Annotated in this window: 15 protein-coding genes; 10 read left to right on the forward strand and 5 right to left on the reverse strand. The window is 61.5% G+C overall.

Features of this window, described 5'->3' with window-relative positions:
- Positions 1 to 54: 54 nt before the first annotated feature.
- The 4 genes from hslV to ACF6ZU_RS14635 form a co-directional block, all read right to left on the reverse strand.
- Entirely contained in the window at positions 55 to 594 is a 540-nt protein-coding gene (hslV, locus tag ACF6ZU_RS14620) for an ATP-dependent protease subunit HslV (RefSeq protein ID WP_008025213.1), read from the reverse strand.
- A gap of 217 nt (positions 595 to 811) precedes the next feature.
- On the reverse strand, positions 812 to 1510 hold the full coding sequence (locus tag ACF6ZU_RS14625; protein WP_392893538.1) for an SPOR domain-containing protein: 699 nt from the start codon (positions 1508 to 1510) through the stop codon (positions 812 to 814).
- Position 1511: 1 nt separating this feature from the next.
- A complete protein-coding gene (gene argS / locus ACF6ZU_RS14630; RefSeq protein WP_392893540.1) occupies positions 1512 to 3248 on the reverse strand; it encodes an arginine--tRNA ligase in 1737 nt (578 codons plus the stop codon).
- A 251-nt stretch (positions 3249 to 3499) separates the two neighbouring features.
- Positions 3500 to 5719, reverse strand: a complete 2220-nt coding sequence (locus ACF6ZU_RS14635) for a primosomal protein N' (protein WP_392893542.1) — start codon at positions 5717 to 5719, stop codon at positions 3500 to 3502.
- 284 nt (positions 5720 to 6003) lie between these two features.
- Here ACF6ZU_RS14635 and rpmE point away from each other — a divergent pair, with 284 nt between their 5' ends.
- The 3 genes from rpmE (at position 6004) to ACF6ZU_RS14650 (ending at position 8497) form a co-directional block, all read left to right on the forward strand.
- Positions 6004 to 6222 (forward strand): 50S ribosomal protein L31, encoded by a 219-nt coding sequence (gene rpmE, locus ACF6ZU_RS14640; protein ID WP_008025207.1) that lies wholly within the window; start codon positions 6004 to 6006, stop codon positions 6220 to 6222.
- Between the two features lie 41 nt (positions 6223 to 6263).
- Positions 6264 to 7046 carry a thermonuclease family protein gene (locus ACF6ZU_RS14645; protein WP_392893544.1) on the forward strand — a complete coding sequence of 261 codons (783 nt, stop codon included), beginning with the start codon at positions 6264 to 6266 and terminating at the stop codon, positions 7044 to 7046.
- Positions 7047 to 7228: 182 nt separating this feature from the next.
- Entirely contained in the window at positions 7229 to 8497 is a 1269-nt protein-coding gene (locus ACF6ZU_RS14650; protein WP_392893546.1) for a malic enzyme-like NAD(P)-binding protein, read from the forward strand.
- Between the two features lie 240 nt (positions 8498 to 8737).
- On the opposite strand, the gene ACF6ZU_RS14655 is transcribed toward ACF6ZU_RS14650, so the two are convergent.
- Positions 8738 to 11173: a penicillin-binding protein 1A gene (locus ACF6ZU_RS14655; protein ID WP_392893823.1), complete on the reverse strand. Its 2436-nt coding sequence runs from the start codon at positions 11171 to 11173 to the stop codon at positions 8738 to 8740.
- A 220-nt stretch (positions 11174 to 11393) separates the two neighbouring features.
- Between ACF6ZU_RS14655 and ACF6ZU_RS14660 the strand changes: the two genes are divergently transcribed.
- From ACF6ZU_RS14660 to aroB, 7 genes are all read left to right on the forward strand, one after another.
- A complete protein-coding gene (locus ACF6ZU_RS14660; RefSeq protein WP_392893548.1) occupies positions 11394 to 12458 on the forward strand; it encodes a pilus assembly protein PilM in 1065 nt (354 codons plus the stop codon).
- The gene (locus ACF6ZU_RS14665; protein ID WP_392893549.1) at positions 12458 to 13024 is read left to right on the forward strand and encodes a PilN domain-containing protein; all 567 of its coding nucleotides are present in this window, start codon (positions 12458 to 12460) and stop codon (positions 13022 to 13024) included. Before ACF6ZU_RS14660 ends, ACF6ZU_RS14665 begins: the two co-directional genes overlap by 1 nt.
- The gene (pilO, locus tag ACF6ZU_RS14670; protein ID WP_392893551.1) at positions 13021 to 13644 is read left to right on the forward strand and encodes a type 4a pilus biogenesis protein PilO; all 624 of its coding nucleotides are present in this window, start codon (positions 13021 to 13023) and stop codon (positions 13642 to 13644) included. The genes ACF6ZU_RS14665 and pilO overlap by 4 nt, the downstream gene beginning before the upstream one ends.
- Positions 13641 to 14168: a pilus assembly protein PilP gene (locus tag ACF6ZU_RS14675; protein ID WP_392893553.1), complete on the forward strand. Its 528-nt coding sequence runs from the start codon at positions 13641 to 13643 to the stop codon at positions 14166 to 14168. The genes pilO and ACF6ZU_RS14675 overlap by 4 nt, the downstream gene beginning before the upstream one ends.
- Before the next feature lie 13 nt (positions 14169 to 14181).
- Positions 14182 to 16269: a type IV pilus secretin PilQ gene (pilQ, locus tag ACF6ZU_RS14680; protein WP_392893555.1), complete on the forward strand. Its 2088-nt coding sequence runs from the start codon at positions 14182 to 14184 to the stop codon at positions 16267 to 16269.
- Positions 16270 to 16273: 4 nt separating this feature from the next.
- Positions 16274 to 16792 carry a shikimate kinase AroK gene (aroK, locus tag ACF6ZU_RS14685; protein WP_392893557.1) on the forward strand — a complete coding sequence of 173 codons (519 nt, stop codon included), beginning with the start codon at positions 16274 to 16276 and terminating at the stop codon, positions 16790 to 16792.
- 150 nt (positions 16793 to 16942) lie between these two features.
- Positions 16943 to 18043, forward strand: coding sequence for a 3-dehydroquinate synthase (aroB, locus tag ACF6ZU_RS14690; RefSeq protein WP_017336126.1), 1101 nt, complete (start codon positions 16943 to 16945; stop codon positions 18041 to 18043).
- Positions 18044 to 18052 lie beyond the last annotated feature (9 nt).

Below are 18052 nucleotides of genomic sequence, written 5' to 3' on the forward strand. Positions count from 1 at the left end.
ATATTTTGACGGACCTTAAACAAGATGAAGTCGTGGCGTGGGGCCGAAACAGACTTACTCGTCGCCTTTGGCGCAGTCCTGCTCCTCAATGGTCTGGGTGTGGTTGGTGAATACGCAGATGTCGCCGGCGATGCCGAGGGCGGTTTCGACGATTTCCCGGGCTGACAGGTCGGTTTTCTTCAGCAGCGCACTGGCGGCGGCCTGGGCGTAGGCGCCACCGGAACCCATGGCGATCAGGCCTTGTTCAGGCTCAACAACGTCGCCGTTGCCGGTGATGATCAGGGAAGCGTCTTTGTTGGCGACCGCGAGCATGGCTTCGAGGCGGCTGAGGGTGCGGTCGGTGCGCCATTCTTTGGCGAGTTCGACGGCGGCGCGAACCAGATGGCCCTGATGTTTCTCAAGCTGGCCTTCAAAGCGTTCGAAGAGGGTAAAGGCGTCAGCGGTGGCGCCGGCAAAACCGGCGAGGACTTCGCCGTGGTACAGGCGACGAACTTTCTTCGCGTTGCCTTTCATCACGGTATTGCCGAGAGAAACCTGGCCGTCGCCGCCCATGACGACTTTGCCGTGGCGGCGAACTGAAACGATGGTGGTCAAGGGAGAGTCTCCACGCAGCGGGGCGAAAATGCCTTATGCCAACTCATATGGGGGTGGTGGGGCGTTTTTCAACTGCGGGGCGGGAGAGGGGACGAGCGGTGGCGTACACGAAGATGTGTGGTGAGAGTGCTGACGCCAATCGCGAGCAGGCTCGCTCCCACAGGGTTGGCGCAAATCCTGTGGGAGCGAGCCTGCTCGCGATGAACGCTAACGCGGATCAGCGGTTCTGGCGTTGTTGTAACAGCAGGTTGCTGAACCCGGCGCCAGACAGTTGTTTTTGCGCGGTGGTCAGCTGTTCGCGGTTGCTGAACGGCCCGACCAGCACCCGATACCAGGTCTCGTCCTTCACTGTGCCGGACTCAACCGACACCGCCTGACCGAGCAGGATGATCTGCGCACGCACCTTGTCGGCATCGGCTTCCTTGCGGAACGAGCCGGCCTGCAAGAAGAACTTGGTCACCGGCGCGGCCTTGGCCACGGGCGGCGGTGGCGGCGGGGTAATGCCGGCCAATGCCGCCTGGGCGCGGGCGGTGTCGATCTTCGCCGCTTCCGCCGGCGTGACCGGAGTGGTCGGCACCGCCGGCGTCGGCGGGGTTTTCTCCGGCACGGCATCCGGCGGCACGATGACTTCCGATTCCGGCAGCAAGGTGTAGAAGTCGTACTTCGGCTTCACCGGTTGCGTCGGGCTCGGCGGGGTCTTGTTGGCCTCGGCGATCTTGGTGGCTTTCTGCTGCTCGATCTTCTCGCGCTTGACGCTGTCGCTGCCCTTGCCGGGCTCCAGCTTCATCAGGAACACAATGAACGCACCGACCGTCAGGCCGATGGCCATCCACAGCCAGCCCGGGATCGGTTGCTTTGCAGGAGCTTGGTAACGGCTGGCGCCACGCTTGGGTGCAGGTTTTTTCTTGGCAGCCAACTTACATACGCTCCAGAGTTTCCAGACCCAAGAGTTCCAGGCCTTGCTTGAGAGTGCGACCGGTCAGCGCGGCAAGGCGCAGGCGGCTCTGCATTTGTGCCGGGGTGTCGGCGCTGAGGATCGGGCAGTTCTCGTAGAAGCTGGAGAACAGGCCGGCAACGTCGTACAGGTAGGTGCACAGAATGTGCGGCGTACCCTTGTCGGACACGTTGTTCAGCACTTCGCCGAACTGCGCGAGCTTCGCCGCCAGCTCATGCTCGTGTGCGGCTTCGAGGACGATCTGGCCTTCGACTTCGCTGAGGTCTTTGCCGAGCTTGCGGAACACGCCAGCCACGCGGGTGTACGCGTACAGCAGGTACGGCGCGGTGTTGCCTTCGAAGTTCAGCATCAGGTCGAAGTTGAAGCTGTAGTCGCTGGTGCGATGCTTGGACAGGTCGGCGTATTTCACCGCGCCGATGCCCACGACCTTGGCGATCTTGCGCAGCTCGTCTTCGGCCAGCTCCGGGTTTTTCTCTTTGACCAGGTTGTAGGCGCGCTCCTGGGCTTCGGTCAGCAGATCGATCAGCTTCACGGTGCCGCCATCGCGGGTCTTGAACGGACGGCCGTCGGCGCCGTTCATGGTGCCGAAGCCCATGTGTTCCATTTCCATCGGGTGCGTCACGAAACCGGCCTTGCGGGCCACAGCGAACACTTGCTGGAAGTGCAGTGCCTGGCGCTGGTCGACGAAATACAACGCGCGATCAGCCTTGAGCTTGCCGCTGCGATAGCGCACGGCCGCCAGGTCGGTGGTGGCGTAGAGGTAGCCGCCATCAGCCTTGACGATGATCACCGGCAGCGGGTCGCCGTCGGCGTTCTTGAACTCGTCGAGGAACACGCACTGCGCGCCGTTGCTCTCGACCAGCATGCCCGCGGCCTTGAGGTCGTTGACCACGTTGATCAGGTCGTCGTTGTAGGCGCTTTCGCCCATCACGTCGGCCATGGTCAGTTTGACGTTCAGCAGTTCGTAGATTTTCTGGCAGTGCGACAGCGAGATGTCCTTGAACTTGGTCCACAGTGCCAGGCAGTCGGCGTCGCCGGCCTGCAGCTTGACCACCAGGCCACGGGCGCGGTCGGCGAACTCTTCGGATTCGTCGAAGCGTTGCTTGGCGGCGCGGTAGAAGTTTTCCAGGTCCGACAGCTCGTCGCTGGTGATCGGGTTTTCCTGCAGGTACGCCATCAGCATGCCGAACTGGGTGCCCCAGTCGCCGACGTGGTTCTGCCGGATCACTTCGTCACCGAGGAACTCCAGAACGCGGGCCACGCCGTCGCCGATGATGGTCGAGCGCAAGTGACCGACGTGCATTTCCTTGGCGAGGTTCGGTGCCGACAGGTCGACCACGGTACGTTGCGCCGGGCCGGCCTTGCGCACGCCGATGTGTTCGTCGGCCAGGGCGGCGTCGAGGCGCGAGGCCAGGGCGTCGGTGTTCTGGAAGAAGTTCAGGAAGCCCGGGCCGGCGATTTCGGTCTTGGAGACGTTTTCGTCGGCGGGCAGCGCGGCGATGATTTTCTCAGCCAGATCGCGCGGCTTCATGCCGGCTGGCTTGGCCAGCATCATCGCGATGTTGCTGGCGAAATCGCCGTTTTTCTTGTCACGGGAGTTTTCCACCTGGATCGCCGGCGACAGGCCTTCAGGCAACACACCTTCGTTGACGAGTTGGGTGATGGCTTGTTGGATCAGCTGGCGAATGGTGTCTTTCATGGTCTTCTCTTTCGACCGCAAGCGCGGCGGCGCTTCGATGCGCTGGTGGAAAAACTGGGCATTATCCGTTGCGAAGGCGGGCTTGCCAACTATAGCGGGCAGGTTGTGGATATGTGGTGACAAATAGACCTTTTGCTGTAGGAGCGAGCTTGCTCGCGATGGAGGTTAACGATGACGCGTTTTTTCTGAATAAACGCGGCGACCTCAGGTTCATCGCGAGCAAGCTCGCTCCTACAGAGGCGATGGATTAATCAATACAAATCCACAGGATCGACATCCAGAGACCAGCGCACCGCCCGTCCGCTCGGCATCTGCTCCAGCACCAGCAACCAGCTGGCCAGCAACCGATGCAGCGGCGCCCGGGCCGTCGCCTGCAACAACAATTGCGCCCGATAACGCCCGGCCCGACGTTCCATCGGTGCCGGCACCGGCCCGAGCAATTCGATCCCGGTCAGGTTCTGTTCGGCCAGCAAACGCTCGGCCTCGCTGCACGCTTCGTCGAGGAAACCTTCAGCCTGCCCCGGTTTATGCGCTTCGGCCCGCAGCAATGCCAAATGTGCAAACGGCGGTAAACCCGCGGAGCGCCGCTCGCTCAGCGCCTGCTCGGCAAAAGCGAAATAGCCTTGTTCAGTCAGTTGCACCAGCAACGGATGGTCGGCCAGGTGCGTCTGGATGATCACTCTGCCCGGCTCTTCCGCCCGTCCGGCGCGGCCGGCGACCTGGACGATCAGTTGCGCCATGCGCTCGCTGGCGCGGAAGTCGCCGGAGAACAGGCCGCCGTCGGCATCAAGAATCGACACCAGCGTCACCCGTGGAAAGTGATGCCCTTTGGCGAGCATTTGCGTACCGACCAGAATGCACGGGTGGCCTTTCTGGATGGTCGCGAACAGCTGGTTCATCGCGTCCTTGCGCGACGTGCTGTCGCGGTCGACCCGCAGCACAGGAACGTCCGGAAACAGAATCGCCAGGCGTTCTTCGGCGCGCTCGGTGCCGGCGCCGACGGGCCGCAAGTCGACCTTGCCGCATTTCGGGCAATGCCGGGGCACGCGTTCGACGTAGCCGCAGTGGTGGCAGCGCAGTTCGCCGGAGCGTTGGTGCACGGTCATCCGCGCATCGCAGCGCTGGCATTCGGACATCCAGCCGCAGTCGTGACAGAGCAGGGTCGGCGCGAAGCCCCGCCGATTGAGAAACACCAGGACTTGCTGGCCAGCGGCGAGGGTCTGGCCGATGGCTTGCTGCATCGGCCCGGAAATGCCGCTGTCCAGCGGACGGCTCTTCACGTCCAGACGCAGGAATCGCGGCTGCTTGGCGCCGCCAGCGCGCTCGTTCAGGCGCAGCAGGCCGTAACGTCCGGTGTAGGCGTTGTGCAGGCTTTCCAGCGAGGGTGTGGCGGAGCCGAGCACGATCGGGATGTTTTCCTGGCGGGCGCGCACCAGCGCCAGGTCGCGGGCGTGGTAGCGCAGGCCTTCCTGCTGTTTATAAGAGCCGTCGTGCTCTTCGTCGATGATGATCAGGCCGGGATTTTTCATCGGCGTGAACAGTGCGGAACGGGTGCCGATAATAATGTCGGCATCACCATCCCGGGCGGCGAGCCAGGCTTCGAGGCGCTCGCGATCATTGACCGCCGAGTGGATCAGCGCGATACGGGCATTGAACCGCTGCTCGAAGCGCGCCAGGGTTTGCGGGCCGAGGTTGATCTCCGGGATCAGCACCAACGCCTGCTTGCCGGCTTCGAGGGTTTCGCGGATCAGCTGCAAATAGACTTCGGTCTTGCCGCTGCCGGTGACGCCGGCCAGCAGGAAGGCGTGATAACTGTCGAAACCGGCGCGAATCGCTTCATAGGCGGCGCGCTGTTCGGCATTGAGCGGCAGCTCCGGCTGCGCCAGCCAGTGTTCATGGCGCGCGCCGGGGGCGTGCTTGCGGATCTCGACCTGGACCAGGTCCTTGGCCAGCAGCAGGTCGAGGCTGTCCTTGCTCAGCATCAGTTTGCTCAGCAACTGGTGCGCGACACCGTGTGGATGCTGGGCCAGGGTCGCCAGCGCTTCACGCTGACGCGGCGCGCGGGCGATGCGCGGGTCATCGAGGCTGGCGCCGGGTGCGGCTGACCAGAAGCGTTCCTGGCGCGCTTCAGCCAGTTCGCCCTGGCGCAACAGCACCGGCAGCGCCCAGCTCAAGGTGTCGCCCAAGCTGTGCTGGTAATACTGCGAGGTCCACAGGCACAGCTTGAACAGCGCGGGCGGCAAGGGCGGCGTGGCGTCGAGCAGGGCCAGGGCCGGCTTGAGCTTGTCGGCCGGGACTTCGCTGGTGTCGGTGACTTCCACCAGAATCCCGATCATCTCCCGCCGGCCGAACGGCACCCGCAGGCGCATGCCCGGCTGCAACTGGGCGCGCGCGACCCCGGCCGGGGCGCGGTAGTCGAACAGGCGGCGCAGCGGCGAAGGCAGGGCGAGGCGCAAAATGGCGTCGGGCACGCGGGGGGTCTCGATCAACAAAAAATAGGGGGCGTGACATATACCTGTAGGAGTGAGCCTGCTCGCGATAGCAATCTTGCAGTCAGCGTTGCGGCGACTGGCAGACCGCTATCGCGAGCAGGCTCACTCCTACAGGGGATCGCGTATTGGGTCGGGAGCCTAGCAGACGGTCGGTCTCAGCGACAGCTTGCGCGATTGAGATTGTCTGGTAGAATCCGCGGCCTAATTACGTGCGGTATTCAACAATAGTGTTGGGTGGCGGCACGCAGCCTGAGGAAGACACCATGAAAGCTGATATCCATCCAGAATACCCAGCCATCGCTGTTACCTGCAGCTGTGGCAACAAGTTCGAAACTCGTTCGACCTTCGGCAAAGCCCTGGCGATCGACGTTTGCAACGAATGCCACCCGTTCTACACCGGTAAGCAAAAGACTCTGGACACTGGCGGCCGCGTTCAGCGCTTCGCAGACCGTTTCGGTGCTTTCGGCGCGAAAAAGGCCTAAGGCCGATCATTTTGGAAAGTCGTTCCGGCTTCTCCAGACTGATGAAAAAGGCGTCCCTCGCGGGCGCCTTTTTTGTGTCCGCGATTTGGTTCTCGGGTGCCCAGGCTTTCTGCCCGGTGCCGAGTGGCCTGGCGCAAGTCGCGGTGCAGCGCGTGGTCGATGGCGACACGTTGCGCCTGAGCGATGGGCGCAGTGTGCGCATGATCGGCCTCAATACGCCTGAGCTCGGCAAGCAGGGCCGTTCCGACGAGCCCTTCGCCGTGACGGCACGCAAGCGTCTGGAAGCCCTGGTGGCTGCCAGCGACGGTCGGGTCGGCGTGCTTGCGGGCAAAGAGGGCAAGGATCACTACGGTCGCACCCTTGCCCATCTCTATGGCGCCGATGGCGCCAACCTCGAAGCGCAGATGCTTGCTGAAGGGCTGGGTTTTCAAGTGGCGGTCGCGCCGAATGTCGATCTGGTCGCCTGCCAGCAAGCGGCGGAACGCAGTGCGCGGCAGGCCGGGCTCGGCGTGTGGCGACAGTCGCCTGTACTGAAAGCGGAGCAGATCGATCGGTCCGGTTTCGCGGTGGTCAGCGGCCGAGTGAGCAAGGTTCAGCGCAATCGTGGCGGTATTTGGATCGAGTTGCAGGACGCGCTTGTATTGCGCGTTGCACCCAATTTAACGGGGCAATTCGATGTCACGGCGCTGGAGCGCCTGCAGGGTAAGCAGATCGAGGCGCGGGGCTGGATCGTGGACCGTTCGCGTCGTGGTGGATTGAAACCGGGGCAGGCGCGCTGGCTCCTGCCATTGACCGATCCGGCGATGCTGCAAGCGACACCCTGAGAAAAAATTGTAGACATTTTTTCCGTCGATTGTGAACAGTGTATCCCTTGTGTTCCGTGGCTCTTGGCCCAAAGTCGTAGGGCCGGGCGCTTGACAGGGGTGACTGGTCAGTCTTGTGGGGACTTTGCGAGGCGCGTATCCTCGCTGACCAGTCTGTCCAACAGTAAAAGCGGAATGCCCCCATGTCTGATTTGAAAACTGCCGCTCTCGAATATCACGCCCATCCTCGTCCAGGTAAGCTGAGTGTCGAGCTCACCAAGGCCACCGCTACCGCCCGCGACCTGTCGCTGGCTTACAGCCCCGGCGTAGCCGAACCAGTACGCGAAATCGCCCGCGATCCTGAACTGGCCTACAAATACACCGGTAAAGGCAACCTGGTTGCAGTCATTTCCGATGGCACCGCGATTCTCGGCCTGGGTAACCTCGGCCCATTGGCTTCCAAGCCAGTGATGGAAGGTAAAGGCGTGCTGTTCAAGCGCTTCGCCGGCATCGACGTTTTCGACATCGAAGTCGACTCCGAAAGCCCGCAAGCCTTCATCGACACCGTCAAGCGCATCTCCATCACCTTCGGTGGCATCAACCTCGAAGACATCAAGGCACCTGAGTGCTTTGAGATCGAACGTGCCCTGATCGAACAGTGCGACATCCCGGTTTTCCACGATGACCAGCACGGTACCGCCATCGTGACGGCGGCCGGCATGATCAACGCCCTGGAAATCGCTGGCAAAACCCTTCCGGACGCCAAGATCGTCTGCCTGGGCGCCGGTGCGGCCGCCATCTCCTGCATGAAATTGCTGGTGAGCATGGGCGCCAACATCGAAAACATCTACATGGTCGACCGTACCGGCGTGATCCACTCCGGCCGTGACGACCTGAACCAGTACAAGGCTGTCTTCGCTCACGCGACCGACAAGCGCACCCTGGCTGACGCCCTGCAAGGCGCAGACGTGTTCGTCGGTCTGTCCGGTCCGAACCTGCTGAGCGCTGAAGGCCTGCTGTCCATGGCGGCCAACCCGATCGTGTTCGCGTGCTCGAACCCGGATCCGGAAATCTCCCCGGAACTGGCACACGCCACCCGTAGTGACGTGATCATGGCAACCGGCCGTTCGGACTACCCGAACCAGGTCAACAACGTGCTGGGCTTCCCGTTCATCTTCCGTGGTGCCCTGGACGTTCGCGCCAAGCGCATCAACGAAGAAATGAAAGTGGCTGCGGCCAACGCCCTGCGTGAACTGGCCAAGCTGCCGGTTCCTCAGGAAGTGTGCGACGCCTACGGCGGTATCAAGCTGGAATTCGGTCGTGAGTACATCATTCCGAAGCCAATGGACAAGCGTCTGATCACCCTGATCTCCGATGCCGTGGCCAAGGCTGCGATCGAGACCGGCGTGGCAACCCTGCCGTATCCGAAGAACTACCCGCTGAAAAGCGTGGATGACGTGTTCAACGGCTAAGTCGTTGTAACGCTTCAACCGAAGCCCCGGCTCTTGTGAGTCGGGGTTTTTTATTGCCTGTGGTTTATATGTCGTCTAAGCGGGCCCCTTCGCGAGCAGGTTCGCTCCCACACTTGGAATGCGTTTCCCTGTGGGAGCGAGCCTGCTCGCGAAGGGGCCGGGTCATGCAATGCAAAAACCACAGGCGAAAAAAAGCCCCGCACTTCTCTCGAAGGCGGGGCTTTTCGAACGCTGCAGCGATCAGAACAAATCGATCGGCGCCGCTTCATCCGCAGGCAGCGGGCTGCCCGGCGCATTGCCGTTACCCAGCTCGTTCACAGACGGTGGCGTGTCTTCGGCCTTGAACAGCTCGAAGTACGCGCCAGGCGTGCCTGGGGTGGCTGCCCGGCCGCTGACCGGATCAACCCGCAGGCTGAGAATGCCTTCCGGCTCCGCTTGCGTATGTGGCGGCTTGTCCTTCAGCGCGGCGGACATGTAGTTCATCCAGATCGGCAGGGCGACGGTGCCACCGAATTCGCGCTTGCCGAGGCTTTCCGGTTGGTCGAAACCGGTCCAGACGGTCGTCACGTAATCGGCGTTGTAACCCGAGAACCAGGCATCCTTGGATTCGTTGGTTGTACCGGTCTTGCCCGCGATGTCGGGACGGCCCATGGCCAATGCGCGGCGGCCGGTGCCGAGTTTGATCACGTCCTCCAGCATGCTGTTGAGGATGTAAGTGGTGCGGCCATCGACAATGCGTTCAGCCACGGCCGGTGCCTGAGGCGCTGGCTGGCCGGCAACCTCGCCCGGCGTCGCGTTGACCGTAAAGGCCTCGGCGGCCGGGGCGGCAATCCCGTCGGTGGCGACGTCACCCTTCGGTACGCTCGGCGGGTTGGCGACGAACAGCGTGTCGCCATTGCGGCTCTCGATCTTGTCGATGATGTAGGGGCTGATCTTGAAGCCGCCGTTGGCAAACGTGCTCCAGCCGGTGGCGATTTCCATCGGCGTCAGGGTCGCGGTGCCCAGGGCCAGCGACAGGTTGCGCGGCAGGTCCTGCTTGTTGAAGCCGAACTTGCTGATGTAGTCGATGGTGCGATCAACGCCCAGCGCCTGTACCAGTCGGATCGACACCAGGTTGCGCGACTTGTAGAGCCCTTCACGCAGACGGATCGGGCCGAGGAAGGTGTTGGTGTCGTTCTTTGGGCGCCAGACCTTGTCCAGGTATTCGTCGACGAACACGATCGGTGCGTCGTTCACCAGGCTGGCGGCGGTGTAGCCGTTGTCCAGGGCGGCGCTGTAGACGAATGGCTTGAAGCTCGAGCCCGGCTGACGCTTGGCTTGCAGGGCGCGGTTGTAGTTGCTCTGCTCGAAAGCGAAGCCGCCGACCAGCGAGCGAATGGCGCCGTTCTGTGGATCCAGGGACACCAGTGCACCTTGTGCCTGTGGGATCTGGCTGAACTTCAGCGAGTTGTCCGGCTGGCGTTGCACGCGAATCAGGTCGCCGACCTGAGCGACATCCGCCGGCTGTTTCGGGTTGGCGCCCATGCTGTTGGTGCTCAGGAATGGTCGCGCCCATTTCATGCTGTCCCAGCCAACGTGTCCGTCGCCGGTGCGGGTCATCACTTGCAGGCCGTTCTTGTCGACCTGGGTGACGATGGCCGGTTCAAGGCTGCTGATCGTGCGTTGTTTGGTCAGTTCGGTGGCCCAGGCTTCACGGGTCTTGCCCGGCAGGCGCGACTCGGGACCGCGATAGCCGTGGCGCTGATCGTAAGTCATCAAGCCTTCGTGCAGCGCGGTGTTGGCCATTTCCTGCAGGTTGCTCGGCACGGTAGTGGTAACGCGGAAACCTTCGGTGTAGGCATCGCTGCCGTAGCGGCCGACCATTTCGGCGCGGGCCATCTCAGCGATGTACGGTGCGTTCACTTCCGGGGTCGGCACGTGATAGCTGGCGTTCAGCGGCTCGTTGATTGCAGCGGTGTAGTCGGTCTCGCTGATCTTGCCGAGCTTGTACATCCGCCCGAGGATCCAGTCGCGGCGCTCTTTACTGCGCGCCGGGTTGGCCAGCGGGTTGAAGCGCGAAGGGGCTTTCGGCAGGCCGGCGATCATCGCCATCTGCGCGAGGCTGACGTCACGAATCGATTTGCCGTAGTAAACCTGCGCGGCGGCTTCAATACCGTAAGCACGGTTACCCAGATAGATCTTGTTCACGTATAACTCAAGGATCTCGTCCTTGGTCAGTTGCCGTTCGATCTGCAGGGCGAGAAGGATTTCGGTGGTTTTGCGCGAGAAGCTGCGTTCGCTGGTCAGGAAGAAGTTCTTCGCCACCTGCATGGTGATGGTGCTGCCGCCGGATTGAATGTGGCCGCTTTTAACCAGTTGGGTGGCGGCGCGCATCAGGCTGCTGGGATCGACACCGTAATGGTTGGCGAAATTGTCGTCTTCAGCACTTAGTAACGCATTGATGAAGTTGGGGGGAATGTCGGCGAAACGGATCGGAGTGCGGCGCATTTCGCCAAATTCTGCGATCAACTTGTTATCGCTGCTGTAGACGCGCAAGGGAATCTGCAACTGAATGCTTCTCAGTGCCTCCACAGACGGCAATCCAGGGCTAAGGTAAAGATACGCGCCACTCAGACCCAGGAGCAGTCCGCAGAAAACGGCGACGATGGACCAACCGAAAAATTTCAGCAGACGAATCAAGGCTTTGGGATATCCAGGGCAAAGAATGAGTTAGGCATCAGGGCTCAGGGTAAACGTAGAACGACCTGCGCTTTGCGTAAAAAGCGGAAAAAAACGCTGGGCATTATAAGCATTTTTACGTCGGGGGGCGTCATTTGCGCTGCTGTCAAGACGGGTGGATTGAACGCAATTGACATTACAGAGTCCGTAACTCACGGATAGTCATAGGGAATTGGTAGTGCTAGGACTCTTCAATAAAAAGGCCAATACGCTGTTGGGGATCGACATCAGCTCCACGTCGGTAAAGCTTCTGGAGCTGAGCCGACAGGGCGACCGCTACCGGGTCGAGGCCTATGCGGTAGAGCCGCTGCCGGCGAGCGCGGTGGTCGAGAAGAATATCGCCGAGCTCGAAGGCGTGGGCCAGGCACTCACGCGCGTGTTGCTCAAGGCCCGGACCAGTCTGCGGAACGTCGCCGTGGCCGTGGCCGGTTCCGCGGTGATCACCAAGACCATCGAAATGGACGCCGGTCTTTCCGACGATGAGCTGGAAAACCAGCTGAAGATCGAAGCCGATCAATACATCCCTTATCCGCTGGACGAAGTGGCCATCGACTTCGAAGTCCAGGGCGCGTCGGCACGCAACCCCGAGCGGGTCAATGTGCTGCTGGCGGCCTGTCGCAAGGAAAACGTCGAAGTCCGCGAAGCGGCCCTGGCGCTCGCCGGCCTGACCGCGCGCGTGGTCGATGTCGAGGCCTACGCGTTGGAGCGTTCGTTCGGTTTGCTCACCGGGCATCTGGCCGCGGCCCAGGAGCAACTGACCGTCGCCGTGGTCGACATCGGCGCGACCATGACCACCCTGAGCGTGCTGCACAACGGCAAGATCATCTACACCCGGGAACAGTTGTTCGGCGGTCGCCAGTTGACGGAAGAAATCCAGCGTCGTTACGGCCTGACGACCGAGCAGGCGGGGCTGGCGAAGAAACAGGGCGGCCTGCCGGATGATTACGTCAGCGAAGTGTTGCAGCCGTTTCGCGATGCGCTGGTGCAGCAAGTGTCGCGTTCACTGCAGTTTTTCTTTGCCTCGGGTCAGTACAACGCGGTCGATCACATCCTGCTGGCCGGCGGTACCGCCTCGGTTCCGGGCCTGGATCGCTTGATCGAGCAGCGACTGGGCACGCCGACGCAAGTGGCCAATCCGTTTTCGGACATGACCCTGAGCAGCAAGGTCAACGCCGGTGCGCTGGCCAGTGACGCACCCGCGCTGATGATCGCCTGCGGACTGGCCCTCAGGAGTTTCGACTGATGGCGCGGATCAACCTTTTACCCTGGCGCGAAGAACTCCGCGAACAACGTCGCAAACGCTTTCTGTTGGCGCTGGTTGGTGTGTTGGTGGGTTCGGTGGCGGCCGTGCTGATTGCAAACCAGGCCATCAGTGGTGCCATCGACCGACAAGTTGCGCGCAACGATTACATCGGCAAGCAGATCGTGGTGGTGGACGAACGGATCAAGCAGATCAGCGAACTGAAAGCCCGGCGCCAGCAACTCGTCGAGCGCATGCGCATCATCCAGGACTTGCAGGGCAATCGCCCGATCAGCGGGCGGATCTTCGATCAGCTGGCGCGTACCTTGCCGGACGGGGTGTATTTCACCGAGGTCAAAATGGAGGGTAAAACCCTGTCCATTACCGGTGCGGCGGATTCCAATAATCGTGTGTCGGACCTGATGCGCAATCTGGATGCCTCCGACTGGTTCGACGCCCCCACGCTGACGGAAGTCAAGGCGACGACCGCCGGCCAGCTGGATCAGGCCAACGTCTTCCAGTTGAGCGTTCGTCAGACCCAGCCTGCCGCCGTGGAGGCCGCCCAATGAGTCCGGCCGAATGGTTTGAAAACCTGCGCAAGATCGACATCAACGACCTGGACACCAACAACATGGGCTCCTGGCCGGCCGCCATCAAGGCGTTGGCCGGTGTCCTGCTGATGGTTCTGGTGTTCGCGCTGGGTTACAGCTTTTCGATCAGCGACCTTGAAAGTCAGCTCGACCTCAAACGCGAGGAAGAGACGACCCTCAAGGAGCAATTCGCCACCAAGGCGCACATGGCGGCGAACCTTGAGCTTTACGTCCAGCAGATGAAGGAGATGGAAAACTCCTTTGGCGTCCTGTTGCGGCAATTGCCCAGCGACACCGAAGTGCCTGGCCTGCTGGAGGACATTACCCGCACCGGCCTGGGCAGCGGCCTGGAGTTCGAAGAGATCAAGCTGTTGCCGGAAGTTACCCAGCAGTTTTACATCGAACTACCGATCCAGATCACCGTCACCGGGGCGTACCACGACCTCGCTACCTTCGTCAGTGGCGTGGCCGGGTTGCCGCGAATCGTCACCCTGCATGACTTCGACCTTGCACCGGCCAACCCCGAGGGCGGTCCGAAGTTGCGCATGAGCATCCTCGCCAAGACGTATCGCTACAACGACAAGGGGCTGCAGAAATGACCCCGATTCGTTCGATTGCGATCATCGCGCTGTTGGCCGCTCTGGCGGGTTGTGGCGGCGGCAATGACTTCAGCGACCTGGACGCGTACATGAACGAAATGCGTTTGCGTGCGCCGGGCAAGATTGAACCAACGCCGACATTCCGGTCTTACCCAACGTTCACCTACAACGCCGCCAACCTGCGGAGCCCTTTCTCCCGGCAGGTCAAGGTCGATCTGGCGGGTCAAAAACGCGGCTCGCGCAACGTCAAACCTGATCCTGGTCGGGTCAAGCAGTACCTCGAAGGTTTCAACATCGAGCAGTTTGAAATGGTCGGCACGATTTCCAATGCGGCTGGTTCCTTCGCGCTGTTGCGCGGTGCGGGCGGTGTGCATCGGTTGAAAGTCGGCGATTACCTGGGGCGTAACGATGGCCGGATCATTGCCATCAGCGCCTCGCAAGTCGATGTGGTCGAAATCGTTCCCGACGGCGAAGGCGCCTGGCTGGAGCGTCCGCGGACCATCCCTTTGAAAGAGCACTCATAGTGGAACTCGAATAATGAACAGGATTTTCGCAACCTTCGGAATTTCGCTATGGATAGCGTTGCTGTCACCGATGGTGCACGCGGCCAATCTCAAAGCGCTGGATGTCGCTGCGCTTCCGGGGGACCGCATCGAGTTGAAGCTGTCATTCGATGGCGCGCCGCCGGCACCCCATGGCTACACGACGGAGCAACCTGCACGCATTGCCCTGGACCTGCCCGGCGTCGTCAGTCAGCTGGCAAGCAAGACCCGCGACCTGGGCGGCGGCAATGCCCGCAGCGCTACGGTGGTGGAGGCCAAGGACCGCACGCGACTGATCATCAACCTGACGCAATTGACCCCGTACACGGCTCGCGTCGAAGGCAACAATCTGTTTGTCGTGGTCGGGCGTGGATCGAGTAACGCCGCTTCTGCACCGGCCGCCAAGCCGTCGCGTGTCGCCACGGCAACCCCGGCACCGGCCAAGGCGTATGCGCCGGTGAGCAAGTCGATTCGCGGCGTGGATTTCCAGCGCGGCACCCAGGGTGAAGGCAATGTGGTCATCGATCTGTCGGACCCGTCCATCGCCCCGGACATTCAGGAACGCGATGGCCGGATTGTCCTCGGCTTCGCCAGGACCCAATTGCCTGAACCGCTTCGGGTGCGCCTGGACGTCAAGGACTTCGCCACGCCCGTGCAATTCGTCAACGCCAGTGCCACCGGGGATCGGGCGACCATCAGCATCGAGCCCAGCGGCGCGTTCGACTACTCGACCTATCAGACCGACAACAAGCTGACCGTCAGCATCCGCCCGATGACTGTCGATGACTTGCAGAAACGCAACGCCGAGCGGTTTGCCTACACCGGTGAAAAGCTCTCGCTGAATTTCCAGGACATCGACGTGCGCTCGGTACTGCAACTGATCGCCGACTTCACCAACCTCAATCTCGTGGCCAGTGACACAGTGCAGGGCGGCATCACCCTGCGCCTGCAGAACGTGCCCTGGGATCAGGCGCTGGATCTGGTGCTGAAAACCAAAGGTCTGGACAAACGCAAGATCGGCAACGTGTTGCTGGTGGCGCCGGCCGATGAAATTGCCGCGCGCGAGCGCCAGGAACTGGAGTCGCAGAAACAGATTGCCGAACTCGCGCCCCTGCGTCGCGAGCTGCTGCAGGTCAATTACGCCAAGGCCGCCGATATCGCCAAGTTGTTCCAGTCGGTGACCAGTGCCGAAGCGAAAGTCGATGAGCGGGGGTCGATCACTGTCGATGAGCGGACCAACAACATCATTGCCTACCAGACCCAGGATCGCCTCGACGAGCTTCGTCGTATCGTCGCGCAACTGGATATTCCGGTGCGCCAGGTGATGATCGAGGCGCGGATCGTCGAAGCCAACGTCGACTACGACAAAAGCCTTGGCGTGCGCTGGGGCGGATCGATACAGAACAAGGGCAACTGGAACACCTCCGGAGTCAGCAATGGTGCCAATGCCTCGTCGACCATCGGCACGCCCGGCAGCACCAGCACCAACTCGCCGTTCGTCGACATGGGCACTGCCTCCAACACCTCGGGGCTCGGTATCGCGTTCATCACCGACAATGTGCTGCTGGATCTCGAGCTGACCGCGATGGAGAAGACCGGCAACGGCGAAATCGTCTCGCAGCCCAAGGTGGTCACGTCCGACAAGGAAACCGCGAAAATCCTCAAGGGCACCGAGATTCCCTATCAGGAAGCCAGCTCCAGCGGCGCGACTTCGGTGTCGTTCAAGGAGGCTTCGCTGTCGCTGGAAGTGACGCCGCAGATCACCCCGGACAACCGGATCATCATGGAGGTCAAGGTCACCAAGGACGAGCCGGACTACCTCAACAAAGTGCAGGATGTACCGCCGATCAAGAAAAACGAGGTCAACGCCAAGGTATTGGTCAATGACGGCGAGACCATCGTGATCGGTGGCGTTTTCTCAAATACTCAGAGCAAGGTTGTAGATAAGGTGCCATTTCTCGGCGATGTGCCGTATCTTGGCCGCCTTTTCCGGCGTGACGTGGTTTCGGAGAAAAAATCCGAGCTGCTGGTGTTTCTCACTCCGCGTATCATGAACAACCAGGCGATTGCTGTGAGTCATTGATTCTGTGCGAAATTTGATTCTTGTTGGACCGATGGGGGCTGGAAAAAGCACCATCGGCCGGTTGCTGGCCAAAGAGCTGCGCCTGCCATTCAAAGATTCCGATAAGGAAATTGAATTGCGCACGGGCGCCAATATCCCGTGGATTTTCGATAAGGAAGGCGAGCCAGGCTTCCGCGACCGCGAGCAGGCGATGATTGCCGAGCTCTGCGGCTGCGATGGCGTGGTGCTGGCGACCGGCGGCGGTGCAGTGATGCGCGAAGCCAATCGTCGGGCGCTGCATGCCGGTGGTCGGGTGGTCTATCTGCATGCTTCCGTCGAGCAGCAGGTCGGGCGCACTGCCCGCGATCGCAATCGCCCCTTGTTGCGGACAGCTGATCCGGCCAAGACACTTCGGGATCTGCTGGAGCTGCGCGATCCGCTTTATCGGGAAATCGCCGATCTGGTGGTGGAAACCGATGAGCGGCCGCCGCGGATGGTGGTGCTTGATATTCTTGAACGCTTGCAGCAGCTGCCTCCCCGTTAAAGCGCAGCGCGAAATGCGCTATCCTCGGCGTCCCGTCGCGATCGCCCAAGGTTGTGGCGCAAGGCTACCGAACGGCGTCACACCAGCAGATGCCGTGGACATTCGATAACTCAAGGCAGGACGCCTGATTCATCTTCACTGTGGGGACACATGCAGACACTCAAGGTCGATCTAGGCGAGCGCAGCTACCCGATTCATATTGGCGAAGGTTTGTTGGATCAGCCTGAGCTGCTGGCCCCGCATATTCGCGGGCGGCAAGTGGCGATCATCTCCAACGAAACCGTTGCGCCGCTCTATCTCGAACGTCTGACCCGCAGCCTCGCACAGTTCTCGGTGATTTCCGTGGTGCTGCCGGACGGCGAAGCCTTCAAGACCTGGGAAACCCTGCAACTGATCTTCGACGGCCTGCTGACTGCACGGCATGACCGTCGCACCACCGTCATCGCTCTCGGCGGCGGCGTGATTGGCGACATGGCCGGTTTTGCTGCCGCCTGTTACCAGCGCGGTGTCGATTTCATCCAGGTTCCGACCACGCTGCTGTCGCAAGTCGACTCCTCGGTGGGCGGCAAGACCGGGATCAATCACCCGCTGGGCAAGAACATGGTCGGCGCTTTCTATCAGCCGAACGTGGTGCTGATCGATACCGCCTCCCTCAATACCCTGCCGGCCCGCGAGTTGTCCGCCGGGCTGGCAGAAGTCATCAAGTACGGGCTGATCTGCGACGAACCGTTCCTCACCTGGCTTGAAGAGAACGTCGATCGCCTGCGCGCCCTGGACCAGGTCGCCCTGACCTACGCCATCGAACGATCCTGCGCCGCCAAGGCCGCGGTGGTCGGTGCCGACGAGAAGGAAACCGGCGTACGCGCCACGCTGAACCTCGGGCACACCTTCGGCCACGCCATCGAAACCCACATGGGATATGGTGTGTGGCTGCATGGCGAGGCGGTGGCGGCTGGCACCGTAATGGCCCTGGAAATGTCCGCGCGCCTGGGCTGGATCAGCGAGCAGGAGCGTGATCGCGGCATTCGCCTGTTCCAGCGTGCCGGCCTGCCGGTCATCCCGCCCGAAGAGATGACGGAAGCCGATTTTCTCGAACACATGGCAATTGACAAGAAAGTGATCGACGGTCGTTTGCGCCTGGTGCTGCTGCGCCACATGGGCGAAGCGGTGGTGACCGACGATTATCCGAAAGAGGTTCTACAGGCCACGCTGGGAGCGGACTACCGCGCCCTGGCTCAGCTTAAAGGTTAATAAGATCCC

Origin of the sequence: Pseudomonas migulae (assembly GCF_043225285.1) — a bacterium.
Taxonomy (GTDB): domain Bacteria; phylum Pseudomonadota; class Gammaproteobacteria; order Pseudomonadales; family Pseudomonadaceae; genus Aquipseudomonas; species Aquipseudomonas migulae_C.